Source organism: Euzebyella marina, assembly GCF_003687485.1.
Taxonomy (GTDB): Bacteria; Bacteroidota; Bacteroidia; order Flavobacteriales; family Flavobacteriaceae; genus Euzebyella; species Euzebyella marina.
In genome coordinates, this window is sequence record NZ_CP032050.1 from 4,325,825 (window position 1) to 4,348,251 (window position 22,427).

General features: G+C 41.9%; 14 protein-coding genes. 7 read left to right on the plus strand and 7 right to left on the minus strand.

Annotated features, from left to right (window positions below; genetic code table 11):
* Positions 1-9: 9 nt before the first annotated feature.
* Complete coding sequence (locus D1013_RS18565; RefSeq protein WP_121850251.1) at positions 10-3,105, minus strand: SusC/RagA family TonB-linked outer membrane protein; 3,096 nt, start codon at positions 3,103-3,105, stop codon at positions 10-12.
* Positions 3,106-3,349: 244 nt separating this feature from the next.
* Here D1013_RS18565 and D1013_RS18570 point away from each other — a divergent pair, with 244 nt between their 5' ends.
* The 3 genes from D1013_RS18570 (at position 3,350) to D1013_RS18580 (ending at position 8,838) form a co-directional block, all read left to right on the plus strand.
* Complete coding sequence (locus D1013_RS18570) at positions 3,350-4,375, plus strand: LacI family DNA-binding transcriptional regulator (protein WP_121850252.1); 1,026 nt, start codon at positions 3,350-3,352, stop codon at positions 4,373-4,375.
* Positions 4,376-4,550: 175 nt separating this feature from the next.
* Positions 4,551-5,765 carry a DNA polymerase IV gene (gene dinB / locus D1013_RS18575; RefSeq protein WP_121850253.1) on the plus strand — a complete coding sequence of 405 codons (1,215 nt, stop codon included), beginning with the start codon at positions 4,551-4,553 and terminating at the stop codon, positions 5,763-5,765.
* Positions 5,766-5,829: 64 nt separating this feature from the next.
* Positions 5,830-8,838, plus strand: coding sequence for a DNA polymerase III subunit alpha (locus D1013_RS18580; protein ID WP_121850254.1), 3,009 nt, complete (start codon positions 5,830-5,832; stop codon positions 8,836-8,838).
* Between the two features lie 53 nt (positions 8,839-8,891).
* On the opposite strand, the gene D1013_RS18585 is transcribed toward D1013_RS18580, so the two are convergent.
* Complete coding sequence (locus D1013_RS18585; RefSeq protein ID WP_225621402.1) at positions 8,892-10,055, minus strand: Gfo/Idh/MocA family protein; 1,164 nt, start codon at positions 10,053-10,055, stop codon at positions 8,892-8,894.
* 3 nt (positions 10,056-10,058) lie between these two features.
* Between D1013_RS18585 and D1013_RS18590 the strand changes: the two genes are divergently transcribed.
* From D1013_RS18590 to D1013_RS18605, 4 genes are all read left to right on the plus strand, one after another.
* The gene (locus D1013_RS18590) at positions 10,059-10,844 is read left to right on the plus strand and encodes a 3-keto-disaccharide hydrolase (RefSeq protein ID WP_205601262.1); all 786 of its coding nucleotides are present in this window, start codon (positions 10,059-10,061) and stop codon (positions 10,842-10,844) included.
* Between the two features lie 28 nt (positions 10,845-10,872).
* Positions 10,873-13,728: a PVC-type heme-binding CxxCH protein gene (locus D1013_RS18595; protein ID WP_121850256.1), complete on the plus strand. Its 2,856-nt coding sequence runs from the start codon at positions 10,873-10,875 to the stop codon at positions 13,726-13,728.
* Between the two features lie 8 nt (positions 13,729-13,736).
* Positions 13,737-14,927 carry an FG-GAP repeat domain-containing protein gene (locus D1013_RS18600; protein WP_121850257.1) on the plus strand — a complete coding sequence of 397 codons (1,191 nt, stop codon included), beginning with the start codon at positions 13,737-13,739 and terminating at the stop codon, positions 14,925-14,927.
* 106 nt (positions 14,928-15,033) lie between these two features.
* A complete protein-coding gene (locus D1013_RS18605; protein WP_162987948.1) occupies positions 15,034-15,918 on the plus strand; it encodes a hypothetical protein in 885 nt (294 codons plus the stop codon).
* Positions 15,919-15,922: 4 nt separating this feature from the next.
* On the opposite strand, the gene araA is transcribed toward D1013_RS18605, so the two are convergent.
* The 5 genes from araA to D1013_RS18630 all read right to left on the minus strand — a co-directional run bounded on the left by araA (position 15,923) and on the right by D1013_RS18630 (position 22,248).
* Positions 15,923-17,428, minus strand: coding sequence for an L-arabinose isomerase (gene araA, locus D1013_RS18610; protein WP_121850259.1), 1,506 nt, complete (start codon positions 17,426-17,428; stop codon positions 15,923-15,925).
* A 17-nt stretch (positions 17,429-17,445) separates the two neighbouring features.
* The gene (locus D1013_RS18615; protein ID WP_121850260.1) at positions 17,446-19,071 is read right to left on the minus strand and encodes a sodium:solute symporter; all 1,626 of its coding nucleotides are present in this window, start codon (positions 19,069-19,071) and stop codon (positions 17,446-17,448) included.
* Positions 19,072-19,102: 31 nt separating this feature from the next.
* On the minus strand, positions 19,103-19,804 hold the full coding sequence (locus D1013_RS18620) for an L-ribulose-5-phosphate 4-epimerase (protein ID WP_121850261.1): 702 nt from the start codon (positions 19,802-19,804) through the stop codon (positions 19,103-19,105).
* Entirely contained in the window at positions 19,801-21,474 is a 1,674-nt protein-coding gene (locus tag D1013_RS18625; RefSeq protein WP_121850262.1) for a ribulokinase, read from the minus strand. The genes D1013_RS18620 and D1013_RS18625 overlap by 4 nt, the downstream gene beginning before the upstream one ends.
* Positions 21,475-21,552: 78 nt before the next feature.
* Positions 21,553-22,248, minus strand: a complete 696-nt coding sequence (locus tag D1013_RS18630; protein ID WP_225621401.1) for an NUDIX hydrolase — start codon at positions 22,246-22,248, stop codon at positions 21,553-21,555.
* Between the last annotated feature and the right edge of the window lie 179 nt (positions 22,249-22,427).

The following is a 22,427-nucleotide window of genomic DNA, read 5'->3' on the forward strand; positions in this document are numbered from 1 at the left end:
GTTCAGATTTTAGAATTGAAAATTAAGACCGGTCATAATAGTTCTACTTTGAGGGTATGACCCCTCGTCAACGCCAGACCTAAGACCGCTATAAGAATTCACGTCGGGGTCAAACCCGGTATACTTCGTCCAAGTAATCAAATTGGAGGCCGTAACGAACACATCTAGATTGCTTAGGCCAAAAGGTTCTATCAACCTATTGGGAAAACGGTACCTTAAGTTTACATTTTTAAGCTTCAAGTATGAACCGTCTTCGACCCACCTACTTTGTATTCGACTGTCGGATTGCATAGGATCGTCTCTGACCGGTTTGGGAAAATCGGTTACATCGCCTTGCTGCCTCCATCTATTCAGAGCATCGGTAGAAAGGTTGTTATATCTTACCACCGAGTTTCTTTGATGGTTGATTTCGCTATATATATCATTACCATAAGAAAATTGAAAAAAGACATTCAGACTAAAGTTCTTATAGCTAAAGTTGTTGGCAATTCCGCCAAAAAAATCAGGCTGGGCGTCTCCGATAACCTGTCGGTCATCTTCATCGATAATATTATCGCCGTTCAAATCGTTCCAAATAGGGTCTCCCCCTTTGAAAACACTACCCAAAGCCCCATTGGTTATACCATTCACATTATCTTCATCGCTAGCATATACCCCTTCGAATTTCCATCCGTAGAAAGTACCGATGGGCAGACCTTCTTGCAAAATATGGTATTGACCGTTTTGAATATATCCGTTTGTCAATAGTTCATCGGGCAAATCGGTAACCTTGTTTCTGTTCAAACTAATGTTCAAGTTCGTATCCCACTTAAAATCACCCACTAAGTTTTTAGTGACCAGCAAAAACTCCAATCCTTTATTCTCGATGCTTCCAATATTTTGGGTTATATAAGAAAAACCAGTAGTTCTTGGAATAGGCACATTATACAAAAGGTCATCGGTCTCCTTTAGATATGCATCGGCATTAAAGACAATTCGATTGTTCAAAAAAGCCAAATCTATACCTGCGTTAAATTGGGTAGTCGTCTCCCAAGTTAAGCCGGAGTTGGGCATTACAGAAGGGGAAGCACCGGAGTAACCTAAATAATTGGTGCCTACCAAAAATTCACCTTGAGAGGTATAGTTACCAATGGCTTCGTTGCCTGTTTGCCCAGCACTGAACCTTAATTTACCATCGGCCAAAACGTTTTGGCCCTGCAAGAACTTTTCATCTGAGAAACGCCAACCAATCGATGCCGAAGGAAAATATCCGAAGCGTTTATCTTCTCCAAAACGAGATGAACCATCAGCTCTCAAATTAAGTTCTAGAAGATACTTGCCCATGTAGTCATACGACAACCGACCAAAATAAGACAGCAGCGAATGCTCAGTGGTGATATTTACATCTTGGTTTGAAATGGTTCCGGCCGCATTCAGGGTTCTAATATTATCGCTTGGGAAGAACATACCATCAAGGCCCGTTCTTTCATATTTCCACTCTTGAAAACTCATACCCAATAAAGCACCTAAGTTGTGCTTCTCATTAAGGGTTTTATCAAAGCTCAGGTAGGTCTCATTTCCCCAGGTCAAATTATTGATGGCACGTACGGCCCCAGAGTTATACCCCTCTCGATAGTCTAATGTAGAAGGTAAAAACTCATCTTCCTTCATCGATAGATAATCAAGATTGAGATTACTTCTCAATTTTAGACCTTCAAGAAATTGATATTCGGCGTATTGGTTACCGATAATTCGATTGCTTTTGTTCAAGTGGGTGGCCTGTTCGGCCAGGCCTACAGGATTTCTTTTTCCGAATTGATAGCCATTGAGCGAACCATCAGGCAGATACATCGCATAAGATGGTGGTCTGATCAGTAATTCTCGCACAACGCTCAAGTTACCGCTACCGCCCGCATTTATTCTACTATTGGTACCGTTTGTATAGGATAGACTTTGACCTACGGTCAATTTATCGGACACATTAAAATCGATATTGACCCTCGAGGTGACCCTTTTATAATTAGAGTTGAGAATTATTCCGTCTTGGTTTAAGAAAGAAGAGCTCCAAGAATATTTGGCATTTTCAGACCCGCCTTGAACGGCTAGATCGACCTTGTATTGAGGTGCGACCCTAAGAAGTTCTTCTTGCCAATCTACATCACCATTGTTTTTCGGATTAAGCGAATCGATGACCGTCCAGTTAGGTTCAACGGGATTGTCCATATTCCTATAAGAATCGATGATTACCTGCCTGTATTGTGAAGCGTTAAGAACACTTAACTTTCTGGTAATCTGACTCACACCGGAGGTGAAATTGACATTGAGCACACCTTTACCCTCTTTACCTCTTTTGGTGGTAATCATTACGACCCCATTTGCTGCTCGCGATCCGTAAATGGCAGTTGATGCGGCATCTTTGAGTATTTCAATCGATTCAATATCGTTCGGATTGATATCGGCCAAGGGATTCAATCCGAAATTTTCCGTTCCATTGAGAGATGACAACGAGCTAGATTCAATCGGAACACCATCGACCACGTACAATGGCGAGTTACCTGAATTCAATGAAGAGTTACCCCGCACACGAATGGTCATGCCGCCGCCAGGGGCACCCGAATTCGAAATCACCTGAACGCCCGCTGCCCTACCTTGTAAAATAGAAACCGGATCTTGTAGATTGGTCTGTTCGATATCTTCACCACCGACAGACACTACAGAGCCCGTAAGATTTCGCTTTTTCTTCTTACCGTAGGCCACTACGACAAATTCATCTAATTGGTTGGCCGCCAAACCCAGCAACAGGTCTATTTTTGTTTGGGAACCCACTACCACCTCAGTGGTTTCATATCCCAAAAAGGAAAATACCAGCACAGCATCACTTGACCCCACCTCTATCGAATAATTACCGTCAAAATCAGAGGCCACGCCGTTGGCCGTACCTTTTTCGAGAATGTTTACACCTAATAGCGGCTCTCCAGTTTCAGCATCGGTAATTTGACCCGTGACGGTTTCAACCTGAGCCTGTAGAATTATACAGAAGAAAACTGCCACTAATAAAAAGCCTTTGGAAACTAACGTTCTTAGAATTCGAATAGCTGGTTTTTCAGTTTTTTTAAATCTATTCATATACTATTATTTACGGGGATAAATTTGGTTTGTTAACTGAATGTGATCCAAATATAGAATTAGAATTAACTTTATGCAAACGTTTGCATAAATAATTAATATTGAATCGACGATTTTTAACACTATACTATATTTTATTGGTTGAAATTTTTAATTTTGACAATCATAGTTCATTATTATTATCAAATATCACATTACAGTAAGTTATCCGTAATATATATTTAAGCAAACGTTTGTCTGATTAATGTCAAATTCTAGAATAACTCTTAAAGATTTGGCTCGTGAGCTAGGGCTTTCACCATCTACTATCTCAAGAGCGATAGCAGGCCACCCCGCCATTAGTGAAGCCACTAAGAACAAGGTTCAACAGAAAGCGGAGGAATTAGGGTTTGCGCCCAATACCATTGCAGCAAGCTTTAGAAAGAAAAGAACCTACTCCATCGGCGTCATTGTTCCGAAAATTGAGGTCCACTTTCATTCCCTAGTTATCAGTGGTATTGAAGACCTTGCCTACAGCAAAGGCTATAATGTTACTATTTTTCAATCAAAAGATTCTATTGATCGTGAGAAAGAGATTGCCAAGATTTTACAAAATAGACTAGTAGAGGGCATTATTGTTTGTATTTCAAACGAGACAAAAAACTATTCCCATTTTAAAAAGTTCGTAAAACTAGGAGTACCCATTATTTTCTACGATCGGGTTCCATCAGATTTCAAGGCCAATAAAATTATCATTGATGATTTTGGTTCTGCACTTCGGGCAACGGAACACCTCATCGAACAAGGTTGTCAACGAATAGCACATATTGCAGGTAATCAAAACACGACCATTTTTAAAGATAGGTTCGAAGGCTACAAAGCGGCCCTACAGTCACATAAGCTCTCTTTTGACCCTAATTTGGTTTTTGAAACCAAAAACCTAACCTATGAAGAAGGGGCCGAGCATGCCAAGGCAATGATTGAACTACAAGAACCTCCGGACGGATTATTCTGCTCGAATGACTATACCGCTATAAGTGCCATACAGGTATTTCAAAAAGCCAATTATAAGATACCGGAACAAATATCAGTTGTAGGCTTCAGTAACTACCCTATTTCAAGAGTAATAGAGCCCAACTTAACGACTATCAACGACCGTGCTTTTCAAATGGGAGAGGCTGCCACCAAACTTTTGATTCGACAAATCGAAGACGAAGACAACCCAATCGATTTCGAGACGATTACCCTAAAAACCAATTTAATTGTTAGGGAATCTTCGAAGAGAAGGTAACTTATAAAAAACACACAATTAATTTTAAGCGTAATTCACTCTTAGAAAAATTCTAATAATCCCAAAGACTTGAGACTACCCTCAAGTTGTGTTAATTTTTATTTCTTAAGAAGGAAATAATCCAAATTATTGGAATTATTCCATAATTTAGCTATCGATTATTTTTCGATTTGCTATGCAAAAAACTATTCTGCACTTAGACCTTGATACATTTTTTGTATCTGTTGAACGCAAACATGACAGCCGCTTAAAAGGTAAGCCTATACTTGTAGGCGGAATAAGCGACCGCGGTGTTGTAGCCGCCTGTAGTTATGAGACACGTGGTTATGGGGTACATTCAGGCATGCCGATGAAAATGGCAAAAGAACTATGCCCTGAAGCCATTACTATTAAAGGCAATGCAGGCACCTACAGTAAATGTTCTGATGATGTGACCGAAATCATTAAAGAACACGTACCACTATTCGAAAAATCCAGTATAGATGAATTCTATGCCGACTTGACAGGAATGGATCGGTTCTTTGGTTGTTATAAATATGCATCTGAACTAAGGCATCGAATCATAAAAGAAGTAGGGCTTCCCATTTCTTTTGGACTTTCAGTCAATAAAGTTGTTTCAAAAGTAGCAACGAACGAAGCAAAACCGAACAATCAATTAAAAATTGATTTTGGACTGGAGAAACCCTTTCTAGCTCCTTTATCCATCAAAAAAATACCTATGGTGGGTGACAAAACCTATCAAACCCTTCGCAATCTCGGATTACGCCAAGTTCGAACGATACAAGAAATGCCCGTAGACATAATGCAGCGTGTTCTTGGAAAAAATGGCAAGATTATTTGGAAAAGAGCCAATGGAATCGACCATACCCCAGTGGTTCCTTTCTGTGATCGCAAATCAATATCGACCGAACGCACTTTTGATAAAGACACAATAGACGTGGTAAAGCTAAAAGGAATATTGATAGCCATGACCGAAAACCTAGCATATCAACTGAGGCGTGGTGAAAAATTAACCGCTTGTGTCGCCGTAAAAATAAGGTACTCCGATTTCAACACTTACTCTAAACAGTTAAGAATTCCATACACCAGTGCAGACCATATTCTAATACCACAAATATTGGAAATGTTCAAATCACTTTATAATCGAAGATTGTTAGTACGGTTAGTCGGTATAAGATTCAGTCATTTGGTATCTGGCAATTACCAAATCAACCTTTTTGACGATACTGAGGAAATTTTGAACCTCTATAACGCCATGGATCATATTAGAAAGCGGTATGGCGACAAAAGTGTAATTCGTGCTTCTGGCATGGGAGCACGAACGATTGGCCGAATGCAAAACCCTTTCGATGGCCGCCCACCAATTGTACTGGCCCACCGCAAACAATAGAATTCAGAAAATGGTGTAAGGTCATTTCAATTTTTGACCATAACTATTGACCGCTACTATTTTTATGTATCTAAACTGCCATACATATTACAGCCTACGGTTCGGAACATTTTCCGAAAAAGAGCTCTTGCGCCTAGCTCAACATAATGAGGTAACACGATTGGTATTAACAGACATTAACAATACTTCGGCCTGCCTTAACTTTGTTCGATTGGCTCCCGATTTCGGAATCACCCCTATTTTAGGTATTGACTTTCGAAATGGTGTAGATCCGTGTTTTTTAGGCATTGCACAAAACAACCAAGGGTATTTAGAACTCAACGATTTTCTTTCGTATCATCTTCACGAACAAAAAAAAATACCGCCTGTTGCACCTAAGTTTTCGAATGCCTACGTAATCTACCCCTTTGAAAAAATTCTGCTTAATGAGATAATGACCTTAAATGAAAATGAATATGTAGGCGTCTCTATTACAGACTTAAGAAAACTGCCGTTTTCCAGATTAATTTCATGGAAGGATAAGTTAGTAGTACAGCAACCTGTGACATTTAGAAACAAAAACGATTTTAATGCACATCGGTTATTACGGGCTATAGACAACAATGTACTTTTAAGCATGTTAGACAAGTCTGAAGAAGCTTCTGAAGATGAAAAAATGTTTCCGATAACAAACCTGGCCGCAGCTTTTTCCGAACACACTTATATTTTAGAGAACACAGAACGTTTATTAAACTCTTGCAGTATATTTTTCGATTTTTCCGAAAAAAAACCACCCCAGAATCTTAATACATATCAGGGAACAAAAGAGAAAGATGAAGCTTTGCTCGAAAAACTTTGTCGTGAAGGTCTCGCCTATCGATATCCAAACGGGGGCAAGGGTATTACAGAGCGTTTAGAGAAAGAAATGAAGCTTATTAAAGAGATGGGCTTTGTATCTTATTTTCTTATCAATTATGACATCGTTACCGAAGCCCGAAAGCGAGGTTTCTTTTATGTAGGGCGAGGGAGTGGGGCTAACAGTGTAGTGGCCTACCTATTGCGTATTACAGACGTCGACCCAATAGATTTGGATCTATATTTCGAAAGGTTTATTAATTTATACCGTACCAACCCCCCAGACTTTGATATCGACTTCTCCCATCGAGATCGGCCTATAATGACCGAATATATCTTTAAAAGATTTAAAAATGTGGCTCTTTTGGGCACTTACGTTACTTTTAAAGAGAGAGGCGTTCTACGAGAACTTGGCAAAGTCTTCGGGCTGCCAAAAAATGAAATAGATATTCTCTGCGAAGGCAGGCAAAATCAATCGAACCTCGACGATATTTCACGATTGGTCATTAAATATGCCCAATTAATTATGGGCATGCCCAATTATCTCAGCATACACGCCGGAGGAATATTGATAAGCGAGAAACCACTACATTGGTTTTCAGCGACCCACCTACCGCCCAAAGGCTTTGCAACCACTCAATTCGATATGGTCATCGCTGAAGATGTGGGCTTATTTAAATTTGACATTTTAGGGCAACGTGGGTTAGCTAAAATCAAAGAGTCTTTAGATATCATTCGCTATAATAGACCAGAAGCTTCACATGATTTAGACATACATAACATACGTCAGTTTAAAAAAGACCCGAAAATAAATGAGCTCATAAAAACGGCCCAATGTATGGGGTGTTTTTATGTAGAGTCGCCCGCTATGCGTATGCTATTAAAAAAACTCGAGGTCGACAATTATCTGGGGTTAGTAGCCGCAAGTTCGATCATCCGCCCTGGGGTGGCTAAAAGCGGTATGATGAGAGAATATATCTTAAGACATCGCGATAAAAGCAGGGCTCTTGAAAAAGGGCATCCGGTCATGTTAGATATTATGCCAGAAACTTATGGGGTAATGGTATATCAAGAAGATGTAATCAAGGTCGCCCATCATTTTGCAGACCTTGATTTGGGTGAGGCCGATGTATTACGCCGTGGGATGAGCGGAAAATTCAGATCCCGTGAAGAATTTGAAAAAGTACGCCTAAAGTTCATCGAAAACTGTCGCAAAAAAGGCGAACCCGACCAGATTATCTTTGAGGTTTGGGAACAAATTGCCAGTTTTGCCGGTTATGCCTTTGCCAAAGGGCATTCTGCCTCGTATGCCGTAGAAAGCTACCAAACACTGTTTCTACGCACCTACTACCCTCTAGAATATATGGTGGCAGTGCTAAATAATGGTGGGGGATTTTATCGTGCCGAGTTTTATGTTCATGAAGCCCGTATGCTAGGAGGCATCATACACCCCCCGTGCATCAATAGAAGTTTTGATGCTAATGTGATTTATGGGAAGGAGGTTTTTTTAGGACTAGGCTATCTAAAAGAGCTTGAGATTAGGGTAATCGAACGCATTGTCAAAGAAAGAAAGCTCAATGGAAATTTTTATTCATTGGAAGATTTTTTAGACAGAATAAATATCTCTATTGAGCAAGTCGGAATTCTAATTCGTATTGATGCGTTTAGGTTTACCGGTGTCAATAAGCATCAACTTTTATGGAAAGCCCATCTACTTCTCAGCGGAAAAGGCAAAATAGACCATCCAAAACTATTTCCTCCAAAACATCAAAATTTTCAAATACCAGAACTGCATACTACCGAGCTAGAAACTGCTTTCACACAATTTGAGCTTCTAGGTTTTTGTCTGTGCAGCCCGTTCAAATTAATGGAAGAACCACCAAAAAATAGTCGATGCGCTAGAGATTTAAAAATGTTTTTAAACAGACATATCGATATTTATGGCTATTTGGTCACTGTCAAGAATACAAGCACCCACCATGGCAAAAGTATGCACTTCGCTACTTTGGTCGATCAGCAGGGCGAAGTATTTGATGTAGTACTATTTCCTCCCATTGCCGCTAAATACTTTTTTAGGGGAAAAGGGGTGTATCGTTTTTATGGCAAGGTGGTGAGCGAGTTCGGATTCTTAAGCATCGAAGTAATCAAAATGCAAAAGCAAGACTATATTCCTGACCCGCGATATGCTGACATGAAAATGAGCACTAAAGTTTTTTCCAACAAGGAAAAACAGGTTTAAATATAAATGCCTTTTTACTCTTTGAGAAAACAAACTGACACCTTTGCGATAGACTACAAGCTAATCGCCACCTTCTCACCTGTTTCTGCCGCTTCGTAAATGGCATCGATTATTTTCATATCCTTCAGCCCTTCTTCCCCATCCAACGGAACAATCGGTTGTACCCCTTCAAAGATAAGTTGAGACATACCGTCCATCTGCAAGGTTTGATGGGTCGTATGGGATTGATTTAGTTCTCCTTTATGGGTTCGCCCTTTAATAGGGCCATAACCGGTAGAGGGCTGCATTTCTACCCAACCTTCCGAACCTGTCATAAAAAAGCGATCTAAATGACTCATATTGTAAGTAGATAGACAATTGGCCACCGCACCACTTGGGAAACCCAATTGAAACTGAATGGTCTCGTCAACCCCTTCCTTAAATTTGATCGGGTCGGTTTTGGTTTCCTGTGCCGTGACCCAAATAGGCTCTTCGCCCAACATATAACGAGCCCCGTTAATAGAATAGATACCAATATCCATCATAGCGCCACCACCGGCCAATTCTTTGTTCAAACGCCATTGACTGGGATCACCAATAGTAAAACCCGATTGCCCTTGAAAGAATTTTACTTTCCCGAATTCCCCGTTCTGCCGCATCTTAATGACCTCAACTGTCTTGGGCTCGTAATGCATACGATAACCAATGAGCAAATGTACCTTGGCAGCCTTACAGGCATCGACCATTTCTTGGGCCTCATCTGCATTAACGGCCATAGGCTTTTCACAGATAACGTGCTTTCCCGCCTTGGCAACCCGTATTGATTGGTCTTTATGCAATCCGTTAGGGGTAATTACATAAACGGCATCGATATCTTTATTGTCTTTGATGGCATCAAAATTCTCATAGTTGTAGCAGTTTTTTTTTGGAATATCGTACTTGGCCTGCCAGTCTTTTATTTTTGACGGAGTGCCACTGATAACACCCACCAATTTTGCCCGTTTGCAATCTTTCATAGCTTCCGCAACTCGGGTGCCATAACTACCAAGACCCATAATGGCCACTTTTAAGACCGGACCTTGGTACGGTGCTTCTGAAGCTGCAAAAAGAGGGTTGCTGTGATATAATAGAGGTAGGCCAACTGCCGATACGGTCAGTTTTTCCAAAAAATTTCTTCGTGATCCCATAGTAGTGTTCTGTTTGTTGATTTCTAAAAGTAAAACATTCAATCGTAACATAAAATGTTTTATATCATCAAAGTAGACAGTAATTCCACTCCCCACATCACAAAAAGGTTTCGCGTTAATTCTTTCATTAAATTGATTATCTTGTTGAACAATACCACTCTCAACCAACAACTATTTACCATGCAAAGGTTTTTTAACCGACTATCTTACCTAAGGTACTTGATAGCACTTTATATTTTGGTATGTTTCTCGGCCTGCAATCATCCTTCAGGCGGATTTCAACCTATTTTCGACGGTCAAACCTTCAATGGCTGGAACGGTGACACCACCCATATTTGGCGAATTGAAGACAAAATGATTATCGGGGGCTCATTGAAAAAAACGGTGCCCCAAAATGAATTTTTATGTACTGATGCATCTTATAAAAACTTCATCCTCACCTTTAAGATTAAACTAACGGGAGAGGAAGGTTTCATCAACTCCGGAGTACAAATTTGGAGCAAGCGCCTTACGGAGCCCGCTCATGAAATGCAGGGTTTTCAAGCGGATTGGGGTGAAGGATACTGGGCCAGTCTGTATGATGAATCGAGAAGAAACGAGACCTTGGCCGCTCCAGATTCCACATTGGTCGAAGATTGGATTCATAAGAATGATTGGAACGATTATAAGATACACGCCGAAAACGGGCATATTCAATTGTATATCAATGGTCACCAAACGGTAGATTATACTGAAAAAGACCCCTCGGTGGCCACCGAAGGAATTATTGGCCTGCAAATTCATGGCGGCGGTAAGGCCTTGGTAGCTTTTAAAGACCTTCAACTCAAAAATTTGGATTAAACCAAAACCAACTTAACCCACCACATTCATGCTCAACTACAAGAACCTCTTTCCCTACTGTGTTTTGTTATGCCCCCTGTTGTTTATAACATCCTGCAAAACGGACCATAAAAAGAACAATGAAACGGTAGAACTCAGAGATTCCACCATTATTGATAGGGAATATTGGTTAGAGGCCAGCATGCTTGGGTATTTTGGGGATGACGGTACTCGCAACCCTACCCTTAAAGCCAATAAAGGCGACAGGGTAAGAATTACCATTACCAACGGTGAGACGATGACCCATGACATTGCCATGGAAAAATTAGGAATAAAAAGTAGCACCCTGCTCGAAGAGGGCTCATCTACACAGATTACTTTTTGGGCCGAAGCCGATGACACCTATTTCTGCACGGTTCCCGGTCACAGGGCCGCTGGTATGGTGGGGAAATTTCAGATTGTAGAAGGAAAAATTGACACTCCCGTCATTGCCGGAATCGTTCCTACCAAAAATGGAGACACCCTAAACCTCAATTTTGAAAAAGGAGACCTTACCGGTTGGAAAGCTGAAGGCGATGCGTTCAAAAACCCCATTTTTAGTGACCCGACCCCGATTCATGAAGAGAATGCTCAAGTAGGTTTCGCCGGTAATTATTTTCTAAGCAGTGGCGGCACCAAAGACTATAAAAAGAAAGGTAAGCTTACCTCTTCTCCTTTTGAAGTTCAACACCCTTTTGCTTCCTTTAAAGTTTCAGGTGGGGCTTTGGCCGATACCAGGGTAGAAATTGTATTGGCAGAAAATGACAAGGTCATTTTTAAATCAACAGGGCAAGGCAGAGCTACCCTTCAACCTGTGGTAGTTGATTTGAGCGATTACCTTAATCAAAAGATTTATATTAGAATTATTGATAACGAAACGGGTACTTCGCCCATTCCCTACATTCGAGATGATGTATGGGCACATATTAATTTTGATGATTTTCTATTCTACCCCAGTCGCCCTAGTTTTCCCAACCAATTACGACAAGAAGATATTATCATACTCCCCCCTTTAGACCCTATTGTCAATTCGGGGCTTTCCGGAAAAGAAGCTGCGAAGGCCATGACCCTACCTGACGATTTTAAAATCACTTTGGCAGCTGCGGAACCTGATATCATTCGCCCCATTAGCTTTACCATTGATGCGAGAGGTCGCCTATGGGTCGTAGAAGGTCATACCTATCCCGTTCCCGCCGAAGAAGGAAAAGGAAAAGACCGTATCTTGATTTTTGAAGACACCAATGGGGATGGTAATTTGGATAAGAAAAAAGTGTTCATTGAAGGCTTGAACATGGCCAGTGGTATCGAAGTAGGTATGGGCGGCGTTTGGGTAGGAGCCGCTCCCTATTTATTATTTATTCCTTTGGATGCGGAGAAAGACCTTCCTGCGGGACCGCCCGAAGTTCTTTTGGACGGATGGGGGCTTGATGACACCCATGAGGTGTTGAACAATTTACGTTGGGGCCCAGACGGATGGCTCTATGGGGTACATGGGGTGTTTACGCATTCCAATGTAGGAAAACCAGGTACTCCCGATTCTGAACGCCAAAAATTGAACGCCGCGGTCTGGCGGTACCATCCTACGAGACATGAGTTTGAAATTTTCTCTGAAGGAACCAGTAACCCTTGGGGAATTGATTTTAACGACTATGGACATCCGTTCATAACGGTTTGTGTTATTCCGCACATGTTTCATGTGGTTCAAGGGGCCCGATATATTCGCCAAGGCGGTGAACATTTTAATCCGTACACCTATGGTGAAATCAAAGAAATAAGTGACCACGTGCATTATCTGGGAGACCGAGGGCCACATGCCGGCAACTTCCGGTCGGCAGCGGCAGGTGGTGGTCATGCCCATGCCGGGGCCATGATTTATTTGGGTGGCGATACGTGGCCCGAGAAATATAAGAACACCATTTTCATGAACAACATAAATGGTGCGCGTTTGAATAATGACCAATTAACGCGTTCCAGGTCGGGTTATATAGCTTCCCATAATGATGATTTTTTGGTCATGAACGATTCTTGGTCCCAATGGCTCAATTTCAAGTATGACCCCAGTGGATCGGTATTTGCTATTGATTGGTATGACAAGAATCAGTGCCATAGCGCCAACCCTGATGTTCACGATAAAGAATTGGGTCGCATATTCAAGATTACCCATAAGAACGATAAGTGGAAAAAGGTGAATCTATATGAAGCCACCGACCTCGAATTAGTCGATTATCATTTAAGCGAGAACGAATGGTACGTTCGGCAAGCTCGCACCTTACTTCAAGAAAGAGGCCCCAACCCAAAGGTTCATTCAGCATTGAAAAAAATATTAAAAGAAAATCCTGAGTCCACCAAAAGACTGAGGGCCTTATGGACATTGCATGCCACTGAAGGTCTTACCGAGGCCGAACTCGGTGAATTACTGGAACAAAAAGACGAATACATTAGAAGTTGGGCCATACAACTACTAGCTGAAAAGAAGGAGGTAAGTACTTCTATTCTTAAGAAATTTGAGTCCTTGGCCAAAAATGACAGTTCTCCTTTGGTAAGACTGTATTTGACATCTGCCATGATGCGTCTTGATCTAGAAAAAAGATGGGGCGTTTTAGAAGCTCTATCCGTAAGGGAAGAGGACGCCGAAGACCATAACATTCCACTTATGCTTTGGTATGCCACTGAACCTTTGGCAGAAATAAATCCAAAGCGGGCCTTGGCCCTATCCATGAGGTCGAAAATGCCTAACTTGCTTCCGTATATGATTCGAAGAACTGCTGAAATCAATTCCTCAGAAGTTAAAAAAGCCTTAAACAATTTAAGGGGCGAGTTATCAGAACCCCATCAGAAAATGATAGATTCGCTACTAAACAAATAAACCATTTCATGGCCCAACTATCTTTCAAACCTTTTACTAAAACGGCATTATACGGTTTGATTTTCTTCGCCACATGCCATTTTCATGCGCAGAAAGTCGAAAGCGGATTTGTAAAAACAACCATTACGAAAGATTTTATTTCAGAAGGGGTGGCTACCGCCGATTTGAACAATGATGGTAGACTTGACATTGTGGCCGGTTACTACTGGTTCGAAGCACCCAATTGGGAACGTCATGAGATGGCACCTTCCAGAAGTTATGACCCGTACAAAGAGTATAGCGAGTCGTTCCTGAACTTGGGAATGGATGTAAATTTAGATGGTTGGGACGATGTGGTCATCGTTGATTACCCCGGAAAAGCGGGCTTTTGGTTCGAAAACCCTAAAAATAAAGAAGGCCAGTGGCCGAAACATATCATTGCCGATTCTACAGGCATTTCGAATGAATCTCCTGGTTTTGTCGATATTGATGGCGACGGCCGCTTAGATATTCTATGTGGCGATGTGGATAAAAAACAAATTGTTTGGCTTCAAGCTCCAAAAACCAAGGGCGAGACCGAATGGAAGCGTTACCCGCTCACTAAAGAAAATGTTTCGGGCACCGAACAATATTCACACGGTATTGGTTATGGGGATGTAGATGGTGATGGCTTCAAAGATGTATTGGTTACTGATGGATGGTTCAAGGGAACCGCAGATTTAAAATCAGGAAATTGGGAGTTTCATAAAGCCAATTTGGGGGAACCCTGTTCCCACATGTATGTGTTTGATGTGAATGAGGATGGCCTGAACGATGTGCTAAGCGCTTCCGCCCATAAATTAGGGGTTTGGTGGCACCAACAAGACAAATCTGGCAGTTTTACGACCAATCTGATTACCAATACAACGGCCCAAACGCATTCTTCCATAATGGTTGACCTAGATGGCAACGGCATCGAGGATTGGGTTACGGGCAAAAGGTTTTTGGCTCATAATGGCAATGATGCCGGAGATGCCGATACGCCTTTTCTCTTTTGGATTGAATTCACTCCGGAAAAAGCTCCCCATTTCAAAGAGCACATCATCGATTCTAATTCGGGTGCCGGACTCAATATTGCCATTGCCGATATGGATAAAAATGGAAAGCCGGATATTGTTATCGCCAACAAAAATGGTGTTTTTCTTTTCGAGAATAAGTTAGGCGATAAGAAGAGCAAGTAATTTTTGACCCGTACACCCAACATTTAAAGCTAATCTGCGTTATATCAAGTACTACAGTCATGTTTCCCAATTAAAAATGGGTAAACGTGGGGCAAAAATTTTTGGAGTGTCGTTTTTTAAAGCGAAATACATTTTTCTGTTCATAGGGCTTCTATGCCTTTGGACAAGTTCTTATGCCAAAGGCATGGCAGAGGTTAATTCTATGCCTTTTTCGCAACTGCAGGAAATACCCAATGATTCTACTAATAAAAAGACCAAAATAGATATTAGCTACCCCAACTCGTCTACAGTTTGGGATATAACCCAACCGGCAAAGTTGGAATGGTCTACCATAAACATCGGCTCCGAGAAATCTATTAGGTTCTTTTTAGCATTAAACGATATGGTGGTTCAAGAACTGGGTACTTTTAAAAATTCCTTCAGTGTTTCCGATATTATTCTGGCCAAGAATATTAGTACCGGTGATGCTTATCAAGTGGTAGGTATTGAGCTTTTTCCTGATAACAAATATCAAATAGCCAAGTTTGCCACTCCTTATTTTTCTATTAAAAACCCTATTTCAGATGCGAGAAAGAAGGCCTACGAGGAGAAAAATCGACAAAAACCTACACCATCATCCACTAAGGTTGTGGAACCGGTCAACCAGTTTGATGGCCGTAATATCACCTACGTAAAAGAAGTTGCCTTTGACAAAGAAGATATCACTATTGATATTTGGGACCATGGTAGACAAGACGACGATATTGTCTCTATCTACCTCAACGGAAAAACAGTTATAGCCAAACATCTTCTTACATACCAAAGAAAAAGGGTGACCTGTAAATTAGAAAAAGGCAAACCCAACGACCTATTTCTTTACGCCCATAACTTAGGAAAATCGCCCCCCAACACAGTATCCATTGAGATTACGGATGGCAGTACTTCGGAAAAAATTATTCTTAATTCCGATTTAAAAAGCTGTGAAGCCGTTCAAATTAGTGTGAAGCCTTAAGCTATTATAAGCTCTTATTCAAAACATAGGCGGCATCGTTCCAGCGTAATTCTTGCTTAAAGCGATATAAGTCTGTCTTTTCGTCAATCAACAAAAATTCAATATCCATGATTTCAGCAAAATCTTCTAGGGATTCAGCTGAAATATTTTGGCTGTAACAGGTATGGTGTGCACCACCTCCATAAATCCACGCCGCTGCGGCGGTCTGCAAATCTGGTTTCGGGTCCCATAGCACTCTGGCGACGGGAAGTTTTGGCATATCGTGTTCAATTTCCAAAGCCTCTACTTTGTTCACCAACATTCTAAAACGGTTGCCCATATCAACAATGGAAGCGTTCAATGCCTTTCCTGCACCGGAATTGAAAACCAAACGTACTGGGTCTTCCTTTCCGCCAATGCCTAAGGGGTGTACTTCGCAACGTACATTGCCATCAGCAATCGTCGGACAAATTTCGAGCATATGGGAGCCCAGACAACTTGATTTTGACGGATGGAAGTGATAGGTATAGTCTTCCATAAAACTGTTTCCGCCTTCTAGCCCGGTGCCCATGACCTTCATGGTTCTCACAAGGGCAGCTGTTTTCCAATCTCCTTCCCCACCGAAACCGTAACCACTGGCCATCAATCTTTGGGTGGCAATGCCGGGAAGCTGTTTCATGCCGTGCAAATCTTCAAAGGTATCGGTAAAGGCTGTGTAACCTCCATCTTCTAAAAAAGCGCGCATTCCCAGTTCAATTTTGGCGGCATCCAACAAAGATGTACGCATGTTTCCATCGGATTTTAATGCTTTCACCAATTGGTAAGTTTCTTCATACTCCTGAACCAAGGTTTCCATTTGTTTCTCGGAGATGGCATTAATGAACTTCACCAAATCCCCTACACCATAACCATTTACCTCGTACCCAAATTTTATTTGGGCGGACACTTTGTTGCCATCAGTAACGGCCACTTGCCGCATATTGTCTCCAAAACGGGCTACCTTCATTTTTTTGGAATCGGCTACGGCACAGGTGACCCTGCACCAGTTGGCAACTTTCTCAATCACGGATTCATCTTGCCAATGGCCTACGACCACTTTCCTATTCATTCGCATACGCGAGGCCATAAAACCGAACTCACGCCCGCCATGTGCGGACTGATTCAAGTTCATGAAATCCATATCAATCGTATCCCAAGGAATATCCCTATTGAACTGGGTGTGCAAATGAAGAAATGGTTTTTGTAAGGCTTTTAAACCGGCAATCCACATTTTTGCAGGGGAAAAGGTATGCATCCAAGTGACCAAACCAACACAATTCTCGGTGTTGTTGGCTTCCATACAAAGCCTGTATATTTCATCCGGCGTTTTTACGGTAGGTTTATGAAGTACCTTTACCGGAATGGTCTTTTCTGCATTTAAAAATTGGGCAATCTCTTGAGAGTGTTTTGTAACCTGTTCTAGAGTTTCAGGGCCGTAAAGATGCTGGCTTCCGGTTATCAACCAAACCTCGTAATGGGAAATATTGATCATTATCTACTTTTTCTTCTTTATAAACTTAGGGTACTGAAAGAAATCATTATATACACTACAATAAGGAGTACGGCAACGGAGGTTATTATATCCCAGATATTGTAACTGCCTTTACCTTCTTCTTTTTGTTCTGCGGATACGTTACCAAATGTCAAGCCGGCCAGTTGGGTTTGAGACGGGGCAGGGTAGAACATACTTACTACAACCGCTATGGCAATACACATGGCGAAAAAGTAAGCCCCAAACACCAACCAATTAATATCGGCCAGTTGAAACATAAAACTGCCTTCGGCAAAACTTGACTTTAAAATTTCCAGGGTCAATTTGGTGAAACCAATGAGAAAACCACCTACCAAGGTAGCGATGGCGCCATTGGCATTGATTCGCTTATAGAAAATTCCTAAAAGGAACACCGCCGCAATCGGGGGCGAAATGTAGGCTTGCACATTTTGCAGGTATTCGTATAATCCGTCGGATAGCGTGGTGATGATAGGAATCCAAAGAAGACCCAAACCAACCACAAAGAATGTGGCGATTCGGCCTGTTTTCACCAATTCTTCTTCGGGCTTTTCAGGTTTTAGCTTTTTATAGATATCCAAGGTAAAAAGAGTGGAACACGAATTAAAGACCGAAGCCAAAGAGCTCATCAAGGCCGCTAAAAGTCCCGCAGCGACCAAACCTCGCAATCCGGAAGGCATCAAGTTACTCATCAACACCGGAAAGGCCTCATCCGGACTGTCCCAATCCAATTTTCCTTGCATTTTTAATCCCAAAGCAACAACACCGGGAATTAAGAATAGAAATACCGGCATTAATTTAAGTAACGCTCCAAAGATACTTCCCCTTCTACCTTCCTTGATGTTTTTAGCGGTGAGCACGCGCTGCACAATAACCTGATCGGTACACCAATACCAAATACCCACTACGGTACTGGTAATGAACAATGGCATCCACGGATAATCTGGGTCAGAATTAGGTCGCCACATATTGAAATAATCGGCACCTACGGTTTCTTTGAGTTCGCCCCATCCGCCTACGGCATCCAATCCTAAATAGGTAAGAATCCCGGCTCCAATGACCAAAACAATGGCCTGAATAGTTTCCGTATATACTACGGCACGCATTCCGCCCAAAACCGTGTAAAGTCCCGTGAGAACCACCGTTGCTACGGCCCCAATCCAAAAAGGGATTCCTAACAGCGCCGAAACGACCACCCCACCGGCATAGATGGTTACCGACACCTTTGTCAATATATAGGCAATCAATGAAACGATGGACAATACCCACCGAGAGCGGGCATCAAACCTTCTTTCCAAAAATTCTGGCATTGTAAACACCCCACTACGCGCGTAAAACGGTAAAAAGACCCAACCCAGCATAAGAACGAGCCAAGCATGCAGTTCATAAATAAGTAACGGCATTTTGTCTCCTGCCCCGTTTCCGGCGAGACCTACTACATGCTCAGAGCCAATGTTGGAAGCAAATATGGAAGCACCCACCACGAACCAGCCAATGTTTCTGCCGGCGAGAAAGTAATCCTCCGTATTTTTTTGTTTTTGCATGATGACCCACCATGCCACTCCTAAAAGTACCAGAAAATAGAGGGCGATTACCACCCAGTCAAGCGTATCCAATCCTTTCATAATATTGTTTTAGTTGATTGAGAAAAGGTTCTTATTCTTGACCGTAATAGGAGTTGCCCCCATGTTTACGTTCAAAATGCTTCTTTTTAAGAGCCTCTTTAAGTTGTTTTGCATTTGGGTTGATCTGCAAAGTTAGGTGGGCCATTTTGGCCACCTCTTCACAAACCGCACTGTTGTAAACTGCCTTGTGAGCGGTCTTTCCCCAAGTAAATGGGGCATGATTACCTACCAAGATCATTTCAACCTCATTATGGTCAAAACCGCGTTCTTTTAGGCAATCTATTATTTGATACCCTGTCATATGCTCATAATCTCCTTGAATATAATCGTCTTTCATAGGAGGCGCACAAGGTATGTCTGATGTCAAATGATCAGCATGAGTGGTACCAAAAATGGGAATATCTTTAAGTGCTTGGGCCCAAGCCGTTGCGTAAGTGGAGTGCGTATGCACCACACCGCCAATCTCGTTCCATTCTTTATAAAGTACCGCATGTGTCTTGGTGTCGGATGATGGTCTCATACTACCTTCCACTACATTGGCATCAAAATCGCAGATTACAATATCTTCAACTTTTAAGTCGGCATATGGCACTCCGCTCGGTTTGATGGCAAAAACGCCCTTATTTCTATCCACCGCGCTGGCATTGCCAAAAGTGAACAACACCAAACCAAGCTCTGGCAATCTCATATTGGCTTCGTAAGTTTCCTCTTTTAAAGTTTTATATGCGCTCATTTTACAGCTTGTTTCATGATGTGAGGCTCCATTACTTCGGCCAAGGCATTGTACTTTTGATATACTTCTTCGTAGGCTGTAACTTTCGCAGCTTCTGGATGATACACCGTTTCAAAATCGCTTCCCATTTTCTGCATAGCCTGTGGAACCGTTTTATAAACCTTTCCTGCTACGGCACCGAAAATGGCAGCCCCAAGTGCACATGCTTGCTCCGATTGAACCACTTTAATAGGCATGTTAAGTACATTGGCCATCATCTGCATGATAAAGGGCGACTTTTTTGCTACACCGCCTAAAGCGACCACCCCTTTGATAGGAATACCTTCGGATAAAAATCGGTCTACAATTTTTTTGGCTCCAAAACAGGAAGCTTCTACCAATGCCCTAAAAATCTTAGGAGAGGTGCTCCCCAAGTTGATCCCCGCAATGACGCCTTTTAAATTTTGGTTGGCATCAGGGGTTCTTCTGCCGTTCATCCAATCCAGTGCCAGTTCGCCCGAAGCCCCAATGGGTTCTTTTTCGGCGGCTTTACTGAGTTCTGGAAGAATTTTTTCCACAGCCTCTGAAACTAGCTTGCTCTTGGTTTTTTCATCTATCAAGCTTGAACCTCCGATCAATTCTTTAATGGGCCAAGCCAATAATTTTTCAAACCAGGCATAGATATCGCCAAAAGCGGATTGGCCAGCCTCTAACCCTAACATTCCCGGAATGACCGAACCATCTACCTGCCCGCAAATACCCTTGACCAATTTCTCTTCACCTTCCATAGGAGCTACCAAAATATCACAGGTAGAAGTACCCATGATCTTGGCCAAGTAGAAAGGTTCTGCTTGGGCCCCTACCGCGCCCATGTGGGCATCGAACGCGCCAACAGCTACTTCAACATTTGGTGATAAACCCAGACGTTCGGCCCAATTGGCACTTAAAGTACCTGCCGATACATCGGAAGTATAGGTCTTAGTGAACATTTGGTCGCGCAACCCATCTAAAATGGGGTCCAAAGACGCAAAAAACTCATTGGACGGGAGTCCGCCAAACTCTTCATGCCATAGAGCTTTGTGTCCCGCAGCACATCTGCTGCGTTTCATTCCTTTGACGTCAGTACCACCCGTTAACAAGAAAGGCACCCAATCGCAATGCTCTACCCATGAATAGGCTGCATCCAATACGGACTCATCTATACGGGAAACATGTAAAATTTTAGACCAAAACCATTCTGAAGAGTAAATTCCACCTTCATATTTAGAATAATCTATCTCCCATTTTTTGCAAAGTTCATTAATTTCTGCAGCCTCTTGAATGGCTGTATGGTCTTTCCATAGTACAAACATGGCATTCGGGTTTTCCTCAAATCCTTCCGTTAAAGCCAAGGGGATTCCTTGCTCGTTCACCGCCACAGGAGTAGATCCAGTTGTGTCAATCCCTATTCCAACAATACTTTTGGAAACTTCTTCCCCCACCTCAGCTACAATTTGTCGAACAGTGGACTCAATGCCCTCGATATAATCTAAAGGATGTTGGCGAAATTGGTTGGTAGAGGCATTGCAGTACTTGCCTTCTTTCCATCTTTTATAGTAATGTACCGAGGTTGCTACCTCTTCTCCCGTTTCTGTGTTCACAAGAAGGGCGCGGACCGAATCAGATCCAAAATCTAGCCCAAGGCTAAACATGATAGAAACGGTTAGCGGCTAAGTTAGATAGCGTACGGCACTTGACAATACCATTTGATTGGCACATAGAGTTGAGTTTTAAATATTAAAGTTTTTGATGTGGTTGTATTTCTCTTCATCTAACTCATAGAGGTAGGCCCCTTTTTTAGATTCAGATTTGTCTTTCTCGTCGAGTTTTACGAGAAAATCCATTGAGTTGAGTTTTTTTCTAAAATTTCTTTTGTCGATTTCTTCTCCCAAAATAGCTTCGTAGAGTTTTTGAAGCTGTGGCAACGTAAATTTCTTCGGTAAAAGGTTAAACCCAACCGGGCCACTTTTAATCCGTCGACGGAGCCGCTGCATCGCCGAGTCGACCATATCTTTGTGGTCAAAAATAAGCTCGGGCAAACCATCTATGGGAAACCATTCGGCCTGGTAACTTTTAACAAGCTCATCATTGTAATCTTTCTTGAGCACTAGAGCACTGTACGTAACCGAAAGTACTCTTTCATAGGGGTCTCGGTGTGCCTTGCCAAATGTGCGCACTTGCTCCATATACACATCATCAAGCCCTGTTAAATCGCTCAATACACGATGGGCCGCCTCATCTAAATCTTCTTCATTTAACACAAAGCCACCAATCAGCGACCAACGATCTCTTTCGGGTTCAAACCCTCTATGGACCAACAACAATTCTAGTTTACCATCATTGAACCCAAAAATCAAGCAGTCTACCGCTACGGTAATTTGCTGCACTTCTTTGTAGGCACGATTGATTTGAAATGGTTTCTGCAAAACGCTTTAAATTTTAGGGAAATAAATATAGAAAAAAATAGTGTTTATTGTACACTTTTTGAAGTTGGCTATCAATCTTTAGTAATATAATACCCAAACTTGGCAGAAAGCATTTGGATAAGCACTTAAATTTAAGGCTTTTCAACTTTAATGTTCACTCAAAAGTTGGATAAGAAAGA